Consider the following 15,280-nt stretch of genomic DNA (forward strand, 5'->3'; position numbering starts at 1 on the left):
GCAAAAGCGTATAATTTTTTAGAATAGATGAAAGAAATGGTGAAACAATAAGTTGGCAGAAAGGATGAATCGTATTGGGCTATTATGATGAAGGGCGCACAGGAAGAAACAAGCGAAGCGGCAAAGGCGGCTACTTTTTATCAGGACTTGCCGGTGTGGTGATCGGGGCTGGTCTTGTAGTCGGCACACTTCCATCTATTGTGGAGTATCAAAACAAAGAAGGCGTTTCTGTTTCTGAGCATGATTCTGTCCAAAATGAAAACGCTGAGCAGGTATCACTTGATGTAACAACGGACGTAACGAAGGCTGTGGATAAAGCCAAAGACACGGTAGTCGGGATCACCAATATCCAGGCTTCTATGGACTTTTTCGGATCAGAATCTGGTCCTCAGGAAGCTGGAAGCGGCAGTGGCGTCATTTATAAAAAAAGCGATGATACGGCTTTTATTGTGACGAACTATCACGTTATCGAAGGTGCCCAGCAGCTTGAAGTAACCTTGGCGGACGGCACAAAAGAGCCGGCGGAACTGCTTGGCGGCGACGTATGGACGGATCTTGCCGTTTTAACAATTAAAGGCGCCAATGTGAAAAAAACGGCCGAATTCGGAGATTCGGGAGCGCTAAAAATCGGTGAACCAGTCATTGCGATTGGGAATCCGCTTGGACTTGAATTTTCCGGGTCTGTTACACAAGGGGTTGTGTCAGGATTGGAGCGGGCTATTCCCGTTGATTTAAATGGAGATATGGTGAATGACTGGCAGGCAGAAGTCCTGCAGACAGATGCAGCGATTAATCCCGGCAACAGCGGCGGCGCGCTGGTTAATATTGCAGGCCAGGTTATTGGGATCAACTCTATGAAAATTGCCGAGAGTGCAGTGGAAGGCATTGGCTTGTCCATTCCGATTGATACGGCCTTGCCTATTATCAAAGACCTTGAATCATATGGCGAAGTAAAGCGTCCGGCAATGGGTGTTACCCTGCAGAATGTAAGCGAACTGCCATCTTATCATCAGGAAGAAACATTAAAGCTGCCTAAAGATATTAAAGAAGGCGTCATTATTGAGCAGGTGTTAACAAATTCTCCGGCAGCAAAAGCGGGCATGCAGGAGTATGATGTAATCACAGCTCTTGACGGCAAGTCTGTTCAGGATGTTATTGCCCTGCGCAAATATATGTACAACAATAAAAAAGAGGGCGACACTGTAAACGTAACCTACTATCGTGATGGAAAGCAGCGGGAAACAAAGATGACGCTCGTTGCGGAGAGTGATTTGTAATGGAGAAAAAAGAAATAACGTGCTGTCTGGAGCACGTGGAACTGGCGCTTGATATAGCCGTAGATGAATGGGAAACGGCGCCGGTTATGCAAAAAGCAGAAAAACCTGCATTCTGCGAATTTTGTCAAAACGTGGCTCTATATGTTGTGGGCAGCTAATCATTCCCTTCAAAATGTGGATTAATTCTGTGGGTATGTGGATAAAGTCAGAAAATTCCCGTTATCAACATGTTGATAACGGGAATTTTTTCTTTATTTTACCACTACTTCAATTGGCTGGGATACAATTCGCCATTCTTGACCAAGCATGTTAAATGTATACTGGGCAAAAACGTAAAAAGTGCCCGTTTGCACTGCTTGAATGGTATTTCCGCTAATGGTTACGCCATCATGTGGAGAAAAAAGAATAGTTTTAATATTTTCCTTTTTATCTGTACGGTAATTAAGAAAGGCTTTTGCTTGAATTTCTGTAGTCTGTCCGATACGCAAATGTCGTTTTTGAATCGGTGTTTCAATCCGAATCGGTGCATCGGTCAGCCACTGTGTATAATCCGTAATCGGTCCAATCACGCCGTTTTGCAGCTGGCTGCCGAAATCTGCTTCATTGCGGAAAGTCCAATGAAAACTGATCATGCCGCGCTGGCGAAGATAAGAGGTAAATTCCGGCGATAAGCTGCTGTAGCTGGCGTTAAGCGTTGCATTAATACGCGAAGCATATTGAAGCATGCTCCGGGCATCATTAAGCCGTGCTGCTTCCCCGCCTGGAACAGATGAAGAATACAAGTAGCCCGACGGTATATGCGGTGCAGAAGCTACTGACTGGGTAACGCTGTTTAAATGAAAGCTTTGCAGGACAACTTGATCCGCCATTCCCTCTTCGTTAATGATCCGAATCGTATCTTCCGCAATGCCATCTGCTTTTAGCTCCACTAAAAGAATGACATTTTTTCCTTTAAACTCCTGAAGGAATTCACGGAAGGCCGGCACGCGTTCACCGGCAAATTGGCTGCTAAAATAAGAGCCTGCATCAAGAGACTGAATTTCTTTCAAGGTCAAATCTTTTACATGGCCTGTTCCGTTCGTCGTCCGGTCGACGGTATAGTCGTGCATAATGACGATTTCGCCGTCTTTCGTTTTCTGCACATCTGTTTCAATTAAATCCGCGCCAAGTTCATACGCCATTCGGTAGCCGGCCATTGTATTTTCTGGGGCTAATGACGGGATACCGCGATGCGCTGCAACAATGGGGCGCTGAACGAGCGTGTTTTCCGGGTAACGGCTGAATGCAGCCGTTACCGGTATGGTGTCACCCGCAATCATGCCGTCGACTCCTGCATGAATAAGGCCATGTGCAGCCAGCTCTGATGTACCTTCCATCTCTCCCCAAACCGCCACAGCACGGCGGTGAAACTCATGAACAAGGTCCGCTGAAAGCAGCTTTTGCGGCAATACCGCTGTTTTAGCGCCAGACGTGTGAATGGATTGAATAAAGCGGTTCACGTCGTGATTATTAAGCGAAGACCGGTTATAGAGGAGTGCGCCGCGCGCAGACGGAACTGTTTCTCGAACGACTTTTAACACATCTGGCTGACTGGAAAGAATATGTACGTCCTGGATAGACAGCTCCTGAAGCAATTCGGCTGTTTTCTCAGCCGTTTCGGTTTCTTCCAGCCGAATGACCGGAATCGTTTCGCCTGCCATTTCTTCCAGATAAGTGCGAAGAGGTACATCTTTCACCTTTAAATCAGCTCCTGGCTGAAGCAACATAGATGAAACACCCTCCATTTGTTGGAGCTGAGGCACTGACGAAATCACGGTCGGTGCATTAAGCAGGTTGGTTTCCGGCTGATCGCCAAGAAAAGCACCGCTTTCGGCCAAAGAAGGAAGCTCTTCCGTTTGTTCAGTAATGCGGATGTGGTCAAATTGAACAGTGGCGCCCGATGCCTGAAAACCGATTCGGCCGTTTTGAAGCGCTGCTGCTGCATCTGTGTCGATAACGAGCTGGCCATTTATAAATTGCTGCACGCGGTTTCCTCTTGAAATGATTTTCAGCTTGTACGTTTTTTTGTAAGCAAAAGCTTCGCTGTAAGGGGCTTTGTTCAGCACAGACCATTGATTGTTTTCGTTACGAAGGGCAAATTCAACGCCATTTAGCGCCTGGGCACCGCGGCGGACAGCCATTTGATAATAAGGATAGTCATTGCCCTGTACGCGATACATAATCGATGCCCAGCGTGTATCTTCAGCAGCGGATAAAAACGTCATATCGGCTTCAATCACATAGTCGCCGCCAGAAACAGACGAAGGTGCAAGCACGCGGGCGGGCTTTGAAGAAGAAGGAGACGACAAAACAAGGGCACCATGTTGAACAGAAGCTTGTCCCTGAATCACTTCCCAGCCAGCCGGCAGTGAAGGGGCATCGAAGGATTCTTGTAAAACAGGCTCTGCTGCCAATGTGTGGGCGGGAGCCCATTCATTTGCGCTTAATAAAAAACCAGAAGCTAAAAACAATGGAACAATCTTTTTCTTTTTCACTCTAATCCCTCCTAAAATAAACTGCTTCTTTATTTTGGCAGGGGATTATTAACAGAGTGTGAAGGAAAAAATAAGTTAACAAAAAAGACGAAAAATTCGTTCTTTTTTCCTGAAAATTAAAAAAGAAACGCCGCAGGAAAAGATATTCACATGTGGATAGTATGATAAAATAAGAATGAAAAAAAGGGATGTTAATATGTGGATAACTTCTGTGGATAAGCTGTTCGTAAATTGTTTGTAAAGTGGGGTCAAATTGTGAATATCTCGATTATAACAGTAGGAAAACTAAAAGAGAAGTACTTGAAGCAAGGCATAGATGAATATGTGAAGCGATTATCTGCTTATGCAAAAATCGATATCATCGAAGTTCCGGATGAAAAAGCACCGGAAATATTAAGTGAAGCGGAAATGAAACAGGTGAAAGAAAAGGAAGGCGAGCGCATTCTTTCTAAAATCGGCCAGGACACCTACGTGATCGCTTTGGCCATCAATGGAAAAATGAAATCTTCTGAACAGCTTGCTGCCGATCTTGATAAACTCGCTACTTATGGCAAAAGCAAGATTGCTTTTGTGATCGGCGGATCACTCGGACTGAGTGATGCTGTTTTAAAACGGGCAGATGACAAGCTGTCATTTTCTCCGATGACTTTTCCACATCAGCTTATGAGACTCGTTTTGGTTGAGCAGGTATACCGGAGTTTTCGGATAAACCGCGGTGAACCATATCACAAGTGATGGTAAAGCAGAGGTTTGAATTGATTCTAAATAGTTCATTATTGAAGTTATTTCAAGTATAAAGCGGCAGAAACATCGCTGCTTTTTTATTTTTCGATATCTTGTTTGTTTAAATTCTTCTGCTTTCGCAAAGTACAATGTATATTTTGTACTTTACTCATTTTTTACTATTACTAAAGATTCAATGATATCGCCGAAATTAAATTTAGGAATCTTACTGCTCCTAAAAAATTTATATATTTCACCACTTAATTGAACATTTAATACACTCATCTTCTTATTATTTTTGTATTAAAATGACCGTTTGAAAGGATATGACCTTTACTACTTAAGAACGTAAAATCACTCCTTTTAAAACAAATTTTGTTGCTTATATACTAATATAGATTTGATAAAGTAGCAAAAAAAACTAAAAAAATATTTATTACATTACTTTATTTTATGTTAGACTACTATAGTACTAAATAGATAGGACTACATAATCTATAAAAAGGAGACAACTACATATGGGTAAATTCGGTATAAAGAAAAATTTGCGTGCTAAGAATCTAAACTCACAAATAATTAAAGATGAAACTTTAATGTTATTAGAAGAGAGATTTGAAGTTAAAGAGGGAACAAGCTCTGAAAATTTACTATTAAAATCATTAAGTGGTGGAAAACTTTCTAATGTGAAAGGTACTTTAAAGATTAATGAACGAGGTGATACATTCCAAGTAAGCTTTGATGGAGAACATAAGATAAATGGTGCTTCATGGGCTATTCTCATAGCGGGTGCGTTTTTAACCGTAGTTGGTGGACTTGGCTTAATTGTATTCCTTATACAAATGTTCATGTTTCGTAAAAGCAATAAGGAAACTGAAACCGCAATACGAGAAGCCTTTAATGATATTACTCTTAATCTAAATAATATTGATTAAGTTTACAGATTTTTTATCATGAGTAATTGAAAAAGTTAGGTGTCTTGTTTCAATTACTTTACCTTGTTATATTACAAATTTTTAATTAACTATATATAATTTCTAAATATCATGTGCCTGTAAAGAGGCAGATGATAAATATTCTTTTATTTCCTTATTTAATTGCTTAAAACAAAAAGAGATGGAAGTTCCACCTCTTTTTTATTCTTCTTGATTATGAAATTTTGAAGCCTTAGCAAGATAAAAAGTATATTCAGATTCTTTTTGCTGCTGCGCCACTAAGGTAAATTCTATAAAATCACCAAAATTAAAATTTGGTATTTTACCACTTCCAAAAAATTTGTGAACTACCCCATTAACTTGTATGTTTAAAATACTCATTTTTTTACTGTTTTTCTTAGTTATAAAATGTCCGCAAGAAATAACGCGTCCTCTACCATTTAAAAACATATAAATCACTCCTAAAATTAAAAATTAAATCTGCTCAAAACGGTAATTCACTAGAAACTGGTTTTACTTCATTCTTTTTTGTTAGTTTTTCTACAACGTGGTGATGCGTCTTACCCAATACAGGTCTTACGGGTTTAGACGCAAAAGAAAGATTTTCCACTTCAATTACTTCACCATTTTTTATTAAGTGCTTTTCATAGTTTGTGTAAGCTTTATGAATATCACCTTCATAAAGAGCTGTAGATGATAAGTAGTCTTTTAATTGAACATCCAATTCATGAAGATGACCAGCATAGACTAACTTCAAAATATTCACTAAATCGAATTCAGAGTTATTCAAAAGGAGTTGCTGTGCTCTCTTTTTGCTTCTAGATTCCAAGTGCTGTATTTTTTCTGGGAAGTTAGTTAAAAAGTAAATCATTGCTTGGTCTTGTACGCGCTTAGCTGTACTAAAATTAGGCTTAATGATATGAAGTGATTGAAACATTTCATGTTCCGATAAAACTTCTTTAGATTTAGAACGTTTAACGCGAATTTCTATTCGCCACCAGTGTTTACGGATTTGAAGCTGCTTACGTTCCCAATTAGTTAAGTCAGCTACATAATCTTTTCCCTCGTTTTCATATCTTTCCTCTTTTTTTAATTCCTTTTGTTTTTCTTTTTTTTTATCATAAATACAAACATGCCACTCACTTTCTCGACTACCTATGTATAAAGATTCTAATTGTCCATTCTTCCCGATATACTTACCTACTTTTTTAGGATTCTTACTGTCGAAAAAGATGTAATTTGATAAATCTTCTTCTACATCGAAGGCAAAGTCTAAACGAGTAAAACCACATTGTCTTAACAATGGAAGTACAGACCATTTCAGATATACGTTTTCATCTTCTGTGAGTCTTTTAGGGTTAAATTCCATTTTGAAATCCCTAATATCTTTATTTCTTTTGCGGTCATTTGTTTTAAACCAAATCTTCTGGAATAAGTATCCCTCTATTTCAGAAGTGTTAGCACCTTTATGAATGTCTATAGGGCTTTCATCAGCGTTAATAAGTTGTTGAAATGGATGCAAACCTTTCCAGTACATCCAGTTTCCCATTAATGAAACCTTGTCTATAGAAACATTAAAAACTCTAGGGTACATATCATTAAAATGGTAATCAAAAAACATTTGTATATCTTTATCTTCCATACTGAACTCCTTATAAATTAATTAAGTGTAAAAATACAAACCTAACCGGCTATTAGAAGAGCCGGTTTTGCTAGCGCCTCACGCTGTTCGTTACTGAAAATCAGAAAACAAAATAATTTATCAATTCTTTTATTTTTCTGATTTGGTAATTTGATTAAAAAGCTTTAGCAAGATACCTTATTTGAGTTTGCTTCCTTAGTTTTGCAATAACTTTTTAAAATCCTTTTATAGTTTCTTTTTTATAGGTATGCCCAATGGTGCAGAAGGCTTATTTGGTACACGCTCTGCACTTGAGCATCTATAAACTAGTCAAAATAATAATCGTATTTCCTTAAAGGAGTACAGACCTGCATATCCTCGGTATCCTCTAACACGAATAAAGCCAATAAGTTTCTGTTGTTTCTGTTCTTTGGTTAACTGAATCCCTAAAATTTGTAATTGACTATGGGTACAGAAGTCAAAAGGCAATCCCACATTTTCTTCTTCGTACAAATCAAATACTGGTAAACTGGAACTTTCTACTTGTTGTTTTGAAAACATACCATTTTTGTTTGGTGAAAACTTCATACAATCACCTCCAAATATGTTGTAACCTAAATTCTATAAATGTCAAAATATTTATAATAGTTTTACTTTGTTTCGTTTTTAAAAAAAATTGGATTCCAAAGTTTTTTTAAAATTTTTCTGATATTCTTACTTTACAAATTTGATAAGCGCTTATTCAAAAAGTAATTTTGCAATATTAACCGTAAAAACTTAGGAGGAATTCAATTATGTATTTTTCAAACGTTGAACATAAAAATAATTTCCACTTGTTGATGGCTAAGTATAATCTTGAACTAGGGGAGGATGCTGAATACGAATGCAATCTTTATCTTTGTTCATATCCAAAAATTTTCAATTGTATTGAGGATATCAATAACATTGATTTATCACGTAGTCCGCTCTATGAATTCACTTATTGGGACATTGAACGAGAAAAATATGTTGTTTCTGCTCCAGAGCTTACTGGTTCAACTAGAAGAATGGTTGAAATTGGTTTAAGCTGCTATAACAGCTTTCCAGTGGGTCTTGATGATGCGTTTGGTTCTATAAATGACGAAGAACTGATAAAAATTGTGTTTACTACTATGAAAATAAGATTAGGAGTAATTGCTGCATGAAAATGAATTATAAGTATTTGGAGATTCCAACAATGAATGAAACAACAGAATTAATTATTCCTACAATAGAGGAATTAAAGAAGAGAGAGTTAATTGACTTGTTAGCAAGTTTAGTCAGAAAGTATGTAACTGAAGAGGAGAGATACTAAAATGAGCAAAGTCCGTGCGGCGGTATATGTTAGAGTATCTACTGAAGAACAAACAAATAATTTCTCATTAAGAGCCCAGGAAGCTGTTGTAAAAGAATATGCAGAACGAAAAGGATATGAAGTAACTGAGGTCTATTGTGATGATGGTTATTCTGGAAAAAACTTTAACAGACCAGAAGTTCAACGACTTTTTAGAGATTTAAATGAAGACAAAGTTGATGTTATTTTAGTTTGGAAAGTTGACCGATTATCACGGAGCAATAATGATGTATTAACATTAATTGATAAGCAATTAGCGCCTAATAACAAAAAGCTGATTATCACATCCATTGATATAGATTCAACCTCATCCGTAGGGTACATGTTCATTTCTTTATTGGGAACATTTGCCAGCTACGAACGGGCAGTAATAATTGATAGAGTAAATAGCGGAATGGAAAAACGTGCAACAGAAGGGTTATGGAATGGCGGAATAATCTTAGGATACGACAATGTAGATAAGCATCTAATTCTTAATGAAAAGGAAAGTAAAATTGTTAAAGAGATTTTTTTGCTTAGAGAACAAGGACTCGGTTATAAATCTATTGTTAATAAATTAAACGAACGTGGAGAAGTTACTAAGAAGGGCAAACCTTTCAGTATTCCAGGTATAAAGTTGATTCTTGAAAATCCTGTTTATATCGGCAAAATACGATGGGGAAAATATAAACAGTGGGAAAGCAAGAGACGAAAAGGTAAGGCTAATCCTACCTATGTTGATGGAATACATACTCCTATTATTACTCAAAATTTATGGAATAAGGTTCAGCAGGTTAACAAGCTACAAGGAGAAGCGTATTCTAATAACCGTAATTTCAAAGGAGAATTATTTCTTACTGGTATCTTAAAATGTCCCAAATGTGGTGCCGGAACAGTAATGAGTAAAACTAGAAAGAAAAACAGTGAAGATTATTACTTTTACTATATGTGCCAAGCCCATCACAGCAAGGGAAAATCAATTTGCAATGCAAATTTAATCAAAAAAGATGTAGTAGAACAGCGAGTATTAAATATTATTTCTGAAGTAGTAAGAAATGATGAAATTATGGACAGTATCGTTAAAAAATTAGACTTTGATAAACAAAAGAGTATTGAGCTATTGGTTAAAGAGACTAACATCTACCAGTCAAAACTAAATGCGGTATTGGATAAGCAGTTAAAATTGGATAATGATTATTTTGAAAGTAAAATCGAAGTTCCTCTGTATAATCGTTTATCGAGTCGATTACAGGTTGAAATTGAAGATTTTCAAGAGAAAATTAAGAAGCAAAAGAGAGAAATTAAAAAGTTATCTAATAATACTACTATAGATAAAGAAGCAGTATTAGCTGCCCTCGTTAATTTTAATGAAATTTTTTATAAAGCTGATGATGAAGAAAAGAAAGTCTTAGTTCGTACCTTAATTAAAGAAATAAAAATGGAAGAGAACCGGAAGGAAATCAAAGAAATGACCTTCTGGTTTTTTTCCGAAAGAGTTTTACCATCTAATAAAGAATGGAGAACCATATCACAAATAATAGTAAGCGGAATGCAGGAGGTACATTCGATAACGGGCTGCTGTAAAGGTTTTATACTGGAACCACAGCTTACAGAGGTTATTTTAATGCTGGCAGCAAAATATAATGGGAATAAAAAATGCTTGGATAACTGTTCCAAGCATTTTTTATTCTAATCAATAACAAACCATGAGTAAACCATTTTCGATATAATTATTCTTTTTAGAGGCAGAAATAAAATCCTTGCTGCGTTATGCGGTTGATTTTTATTTAAATAAGAAGGACGCAACAGATCATTGGCTTGAATCAATGATACAAATAATGCTGATATTTAAAACGAGGTACAGCAGTTAGAAGAGTAGAGAGCCCTGCCATAAATAAAAACAAAATAGATAAACAGGATGAAACAAAAAAGCTAGCCTGAAAGGGCCGGCTTTTTTTATTACGGTGTATAAATTAAAACGTAATCACCCGGCCCGATTAAAGCGATGCCAATAGCTGCTGCAATCAAAACGAGATTGTATTCAAACCCGCCGTTTGTCATCCAGTAGCCGTTTTTGCCATGAACCGCAAAAATGGCATCAATCATTACAATAATAATCATAATCGCGCCGATCCAAGTAAGAAAGCCGGCAGCAAACAGCAGGCCTCCAACGAATTCAAACAGTCCTGCCAGGACGGCCCATACCTTTGCGCCCTCTTTGATGCCAATAGACTGAATGAAACTTCCAGTTCCAGTGATACCTGTACCTCCGAACCAGCCAAACAGTTTTTGTGCGCCATGTCCGACGAAAGTTAATCCAATCACAAGCCGAATAATCAATAGCCCAAGGTCTGCTGCCATACTTTTTCCTTCTTCCGATAAATATATTTTTAAAAAAATTCTCTATTTTTTTAAAGAATGTATAGAGTGCTTAGTGTAGGGAAATAAGATTATTTCTATTCTGAATGCACTAAAAAAGAGAACTAGCTGCCATATAACGGTGAGGCAGAAAGGAAAAATACAAAACCGCTTGAAAGATCCCCCCCAAGCGGTTTGATTGATAAAAGATGGTCTTTTTTATTCAATCCACTGAACAATATCCTTCATGTCTTTTCTTGTTTTTGGGCGTGGTTCGTTCTTGCGGTAGCCGAATGCGACCATAACAGAAATTGCTAAATGATCATCTTCAAGCAGATTTTCTTCTTTAAGCAGCTTTTGTACTTTTTCAAAATGGAAGCCTTCAATCGGGCATGAATCAATGCCGATCAAAGCGGCAGTCGTCATCATATTAGCCATCGCAATATACGTTTGCTTCCCAGCCCAGTCCAGCATAGTGCGCTCGTTTTCTAAAAGGTTAAGATCTTCTTCCTGAAAAGATTTGTACCGTTCTTTAATTTTGTCAAAGAGCTCAGGCGGAAATTTCTTTACGTTCAGCATTTGATTCTTCACATAGTCTGAATCATACTTTGTATCTTTGATCGTTCTTGCCAAAATCACGACAAAGTGGCTTGCGGTCGGCAGCTGCCCTTGTGCTCCCCAAGAAACTTCACGCAGTTTTTCACGCAGCTCTGGATTTTGGATCACTAAAAACTTCCAAGGTTCATAGCCGACAGAGCTTGGAGATAAGCGGGCCGCTTCTAAAATCAGTTCAAAATCTTCTTTCGGTATTTTTTTCGCTGGATCAAATTCTTTTGTGGCATGTCTAAATTCGAAAGCCTTTAAAATATCCTGGTGTGTAATAGAAGAATGGCTCATATACTTGAATACCCCTTTTTATAGCATGTTTTTTACCCACATATTGTGCCCGTGGGCGAATGGATTATGACGATGATCAGTATAAATAATGAACGGGCGAAAGGGAAATTGTTTGCTCAAAAGAGAAGGTATGGAATGGGAGGACGGAGAAAAGAAAAGGAGTGGGCTGTCAGATCTTTTGGCGTAAATTTCCTTGTGAAAACAAAAGGGAATATAAGTTTATGTCCACAGAAAAGAGGGTAGGTAAAGACAGGCCTATTTTACTCAATCAAGGACAGGCTTACAAGCGTTATAGACTGAAAAAGGACGTGGAAACGTGTCAGAGACCGATATGTCAAAATACGAGAAAAAAATTATCGTGCGAAATATACGTTATGAAGATATTGATGAAATCATGAAGCTTTGGGGCCGCTGTTTCCCGGGTATGGAGCCATGGAAGCGAGAGCAGCTGGAAAGCCATATTCATATTTTTCCTGAAGGTCAGTTTTGTGTAGAATATGAGGATAAAATTGTGGGCTCCTGCTCAAGCCTAATTGTTAATTTTGACGAGTACGACGACCAGCACACGTGGAACACGATTACAGACAATGGATATATTACAAACCATGATCCCAATGGTTTTAACTTATACGGTATTGAAGTGATGGTAGATCCTGAATACCGCCGGATGAAAATCGGGCACCGTCTTTATGAAGCGCGGAAAGAGCTCGCCCGCCAGTTAAATCTTCAAAGCATCATTATCGGAGGGCGAATTCCGAATTATCATAAACACAAAGCGGAGATGACACCGCGTGAGTATGTGGCGGCTGTTGAAAAGCACAGTATCTATGATCCGGTTTTATCTTTCCAGCTTCTTGAAGGATTTACGATTAAGCGTATTAATACGCGATATCTTCCTGACGATGCAGCGTCCGATTCTTTTGCTACATTAATGGAATGGAACAACATTGATTACCTGGCCAAGTCGCGGCGTGTATACCGCGCGTCTTTCCCGGTAAGAATTTGCGCGATCCAATATATGATGAAAAAAATTGATTCCTTCGAGGATTTTGCCCGCCAGGTAGAATACTACGTAGATGTGGCTGCTGATTTCGGGTCTGACTTCGCTGTTTTTCCGGAGCTGTTTACGACACAATTAATGTCGTTTCTCGAAGAAAAGCGGCCAGACCGCGCTGTCCGCCGTCTGGCTACGTACACAGACCAGTACATCGAATTGTTTACGGAGCTGGCTGTCCGCTATAACGTAAATATTATTGGCGGCTCCCACTTCGTTGAAAGCGAAGGCAATATTTATAACGTAGCTTATTTATTCCGCCGCGACGGAACCATTGAAAAACAGGAAAAAATTCATGCGACGCCAAATGAGCAAAAGTGGTGGGGAATTGCGGAAGGAAACAAAATTGAAGTGTTCGATACGGATTGTGGAAAAATTGCGATCCAAATTTGTTACGATATTGAATTTCCAGAGCTTGCCCGCATTGCCGTTGACCAGGGAGCCAACATTATTTTTGTTCCATTCTGTACAGACGACCGCCAAGGATATCTTCGTGTCCGCTATTGCGCCCAGGCACGGGCTGTCGAGAACCAGGCCTACATTTGCATTGCCGGAACGGTCGGCAACTTAACGCATGTAGAAAATATGGACATTCAGTACGCACAATCGGCCATTTTCTCCCCTTCTGATTTTGGATTTGCAAGAGACGGAATTGTAGGAGAGTGCGACGCCAACGTGGATACGGTCGTCGTTGGAGATGTGGATCTTGAAAAGCTGAGAAGATCCCGGAACGCTGGATCGGTAAGGCAATTACGCGACCGGCGCCGTGACTTGTACCGAATTGAACTGAATCAATTAGAATCAGAATAAGCGTAACAGATATCGCTGCTTATAAAAAGCACTGTTCCTTCAATGAAAAGGAACAGTGCTTTTTTCGTTATATCGGCTTTTCTCTTTTTTTACGTCGAGAATGCACTATGGAACGTATGTCTTTTAAAAAAGAAACGCCCATTAAAACAATTACAACGGCAAAAGGCAGAGCGGCGATGATGAGCATATTTTGCAAGCCCTGCGTTCCGCCAAAATACATGACAACCGCAGCTATTGCCGATTGAATCAATCCCCATGTAATTTTCACCGAGTTGCCCGGGTTTAAAAGACCGTTTGTAGTCAGCATGCCAAGTACGAATGTAGCGGAGTCGGCAGAAGTAATAAAGAAAATAGCAATAACAAGGATCGTCAGAATGGACATAAATGTACTAAGCGGGTACTCAGCCAGGACCCCAAATGTGGAGGTCTCCAGTGAAAGTTTAGAAATAGCCGCAATGCCCAGCTGCTCCAGCCGCAGCGCGGAAACACCAAATACGGCAAAAAAGATAAAACATAACAGCGATGGAAGCAGCAATACGCCGAAGAGGAATTCCTTCACCGTTCGCCCTTTTGAAATTCTAGCAATAAAAATGCCAACGAACGGCGACCAGGAAATCCACCAAGCCCAGTAAAAGATCGTCCAGTTGTTAATCCAGTTCCGGCTTTCTTGATCGAGAGGAGCCAGCCTTAAACTCATGGCAAAGAAGTCCGAGAGATAGCCGCCGAGTGTGTGAGTAAACATATTCAAGATGTACATGGAAGGCCCTAAAATAAACAGGAGAACGAGCAGAAGAGCGGCTAATCCCATATTAATGTTACTCAAATACTTAATGCCACGGCCAATTCCAGACCAAGCTGACCAAATAAATAAAACGGTGGCAACAGCGAGTACAATCAGCTGGACAAGGAAATTATTTGGCACATCAAACAAAAAAGAAAGTCCGCCTGTGATTTGGGCGGATCCGAACCCAAGCGTAGCGGCTACGCCAACGACGGTAGCAAAGACGGCCAGCACATCAATCCATTTGCCCAGCGCTCCGCTCATCAATGAGTGACCGAATAAAGGCGTTAATGTTGCACTAATAAGACCAGGAGCCCCGCGGTTAAATTTAAAATAAGCTAAAACCAACCCGACAATTCCGTAAACCGCCCAAGCATGCACCCCCCAATGAAAAAAAGAATATTTCAGTGCGTCCCTTATCGCTGCATCGGTTCCTTCTTCAGCTAAAGGGCTGCTGACAAAAGCATGGGAGATCGGTTCAGCTGTTGTCCAAAAGACCAAGCCCATTCCCATTCCGGCACTAAAAAGCATCGCAAACCAGGACGGCCGGCTGAATTCGGGCTCTTCGTCTGGCTTCCCTAACTTCATTTGACCGAAGCGGGAGAACATTAAGTACACACAAAAAAGAAGAATAGCGATCACGATAAGTAAATAAAACCATCCAAACGTCATTAAGATGCGGCTGGTTACAGCAGATGTAAAAGCGTTTAAATTTCCTGGAGCAGCCACTCCCCAAATCACAACCATAAATGAAATGGCGAGAGCATACCAAAATACTTGTGTTGTTTGTTTCATGTTTCACCTCTTGGTTGAATGCCTAGTATGTGTGGTGCTTTGTTTTTAATTAGTGATTTTTGCAATAAATTGTGTAAACAGCAAAATGATTTAATTGATGAATGATATGTACGTTATAAGTGTTTGAATGGAGGCCCTGATTCATTC

Annotated in this window: 15 protein-coding genes; 8 read left to right on the forward strand and 7 right to left on the reverse strand. The window is 39.2% G+C overall.

From position 1 onward, the window contains the following. The first annotated feature begins 74 nt into the window (after positions 1–74). Both L2D08_RS04335 and L2D08_RS04340 read left to right on the forward strand, forming a co-directional pair. Positions 75–1,277 carry a S1C family serine protease gene (locus L2D08_RS04335; protein WP_242232504.1) on the forward strand — a complete coding sequence of 401 codons (1,203 nt, stop codon included), beginning with the start codon at positions 75–77 and terminating at the stop codon, positions 1,275–1,277. Continuing rightward, positions 1,277–1,435 carry a CxxH/CxxC protein gene (locus L2D08_RS04340; protein WP_242232505.1) on the forward strand — a complete coding sequence of 53 codons (159 nt, stop codon included), beginning with the start codon at positions 1,277–1,279 and terminating at the stop codon, positions 1,433–1,435. The genes L2D08_RS04335 and L2D08_RS04340 overlap by 1 nt, the downstream gene beginning before the upstream one ends. A 93-nt stretch (positions 1,436–1,528) precedes the next feature. Here the strand turns inward: L2D08_RS04340 and L2D08_RS04345 are convergent, their stop codons facing one another. Further along, on the reverse strand, positions 1,529–3,811 hold the full coding sequence (locus tag L2D08_RS04345; protein ID WP_242232506.1) for a glycerophosphodiester phosphodiesterase family protein: 2,283 nt from the start codon (positions 3,809–3,811) through the stop codon (positions 1,529–1,531). A gap of 255 nt (positions 3,812–4,066) precedes the next feature. On the opposite strand from L2D08_RS04345, the gene rlmH reads away from it, so the two are divergent. Then, the gene (rlmH, locus tag L2D08_RS04350; RefSeq protein ID WP_242232507.1) at positions 4,067–4,546 is read left to right on the forward strand and encodes a 23S rRNA (pseudouridine(1915)-N(3))-methyltransferase RlmH; all 480 of its coding nucleotides are present in this window, start codon (positions 4,067–4,069) and stop codon (positions 4,544–4,546) included. A gap of 506 nt (positions 4,547–5,052) precedes the next feature. Then, positions 5,053–5,466 (forward strand): hypothetical protein, encoded by a 414-nt coding sequence (locus tag L2D08_RS04355; protein WP_242232508.1) that lies wholly within the window; start codon positions 5,053–5,055, stop codon positions 5,464–5,466. Positions 5,467–5,667: 201 nt separating this feature from the next. On the opposite strand, the gene L2D08_RS04360 is transcribed toward L2D08_RS04355, so the two are convergent. The 3 genes from L2D08_RS04360 to L2D08_RS04370 form a co-directional block, all read right to left on the reverse strand. Continuing rightward, positions 5,668–5,916: a hypothetical protein gene (locus L2D08_RS04360; RefSeq protein ID WP_242232509.1), complete on the reverse strand. Its 249-nt coding sequence runs from the start codon at positions 5,914–5,916 to the stop codon at positions 5,668–5,670. A gap of 34 nt (positions 5,917–5,950) precedes the next feature. Beyond that, positions 5,951–7,108 carry a replication initiation factor domain-containing protein gene (locus L2D08_RS04365; RefSeq protein ID WP_242232510.1) on the reverse strand — a complete coding sequence of 386 codons (1,158 nt, stop codon included), beginning with the start codon at positions 7,106–7,108 and terminating at the stop codon, positions 5,951–5,953. A 309-nt stretch (positions 7,109–7,417) separates the two neighbouring features. Beyond that, positions 7,418–7,675: a hypothetical protein gene (locus L2D08_RS04370; RefSeq protein ID WP_242232511.1), complete on the reverse strand. Its 258-nt coding sequence runs from the start codon at positions 7,673–7,675 to the stop codon at positions 7,418–7,420. A gap of 206 nt (positions 7,676–7,881) precedes the next feature. On the opposite strand from L2D08_RS04370, the gene L2D08_RS04375 reads away from it, so the two are divergent. The 3 genes from L2D08_RS04375 to L2D08_RS04385 are packed head-to-tail and all read left to right on the forward strand — an operon-like array spanning position 7,882 to position 10,131. Next, complete coding sequence (locus tag L2D08_RS04375; protein WP_242232512.1) at positions 7,882–8,271, forward strand: hypothetical protein; 390 nt, start codon at positions 7,882–7,884, stop codon at positions 8,269–8,271. Then, positions 8,268–8,420, forward strand: coding sequence for a hypothetical protein (locus L2D08_RS04380; RefSeq protein ID WP_242232513.1), 153 nt, complete (start codon positions 8,268–8,270; stop codon positions 8,418–8,420). Before L2D08_RS04375 ends, L2D08_RS04380 begins: the two co-directional genes overlap by 4 nt. A 1-nt stretch (position 8,421) precedes the next feature. Next, positions 8,422–10,131 (forward strand): recombinase family protein, encoded by a 1,710-nt coding sequence (locus L2D08_RS04385; RefSeq protein WP_242232514.1) that lies wholly within the window; start codon positions 8,422–8,424, stop codon positions 10,129–10,131. A gap of 266 nt (positions 10,132–10,397) precedes the next feature. On the opposite strand, the gene L2D08_RS04390 is transcribed toward L2D08_RS04385, so the two are convergent. Together L2D08_RS04390 and L2D08_RS04395 are read right to left on the reverse strand one after the other, a co-directional pair. Next, the gene (locus tag L2D08_RS04390) at positions 10,398–10,799 is read right to left on the reverse strand and encodes a DoxX family protein (RefSeq protein WP_242232515.1); all 402 of its coding nucleotides are present in this window, start codon (positions 10,797–10,799) and stop codon (positions 10,398–10,400) included. A 216-nt stretch (positions 10,800–11,015) separates the two neighbouring features. Further along, positions 11,016–11,693, reverse strand: a complete 678-nt coding sequence (locus L2D08_RS04395) for an NAD(P)H-dependent oxidoreductase (protein ID WP_242232516.1) — start codon at positions 11,691–11,693, stop codon at positions 11,016–11,018. 316 nt (positions 11,694–12,009) lie between these two features. Between L2D08_RS04395 and L2D08_RS04400 the strand changes: the two genes are divergently transcribed. Beyond that, positions 12,010–13,557: a GNAT family N-acetyltransferase gene (locus tag L2D08_RS04400; protein WP_242232517.1), complete on the forward strand. Its 1,548-nt coding sequence runs from the start codon at positions 12,010–12,012 to the stop codon at positions 13,555–13,557. Between the two features lie 67 nt (positions 13,558–13,624). Here the strand turns inward: L2D08_RS04400 and L2D08_RS04405 are convergent, their stop codons facing one another. Next, entirely contained in the window at positions 13,625–15,133 is a 1,509-nt protein-coding gene (locus L2D08_RS04405) for a BCCT family transporter (RefSeq protein WP_242232518.1), read from the reverse strand. Positions 15,134–15,280 lie beyond the last annotated feature (147 nt).

This window comes from Domibacillus sp. PGB-M46, assembly GCF_022668875.1.
Lineage (GTDB): Bacteria > Bacillota > Bacilli > Bacillales > Domibacillaceae > Domibacillus.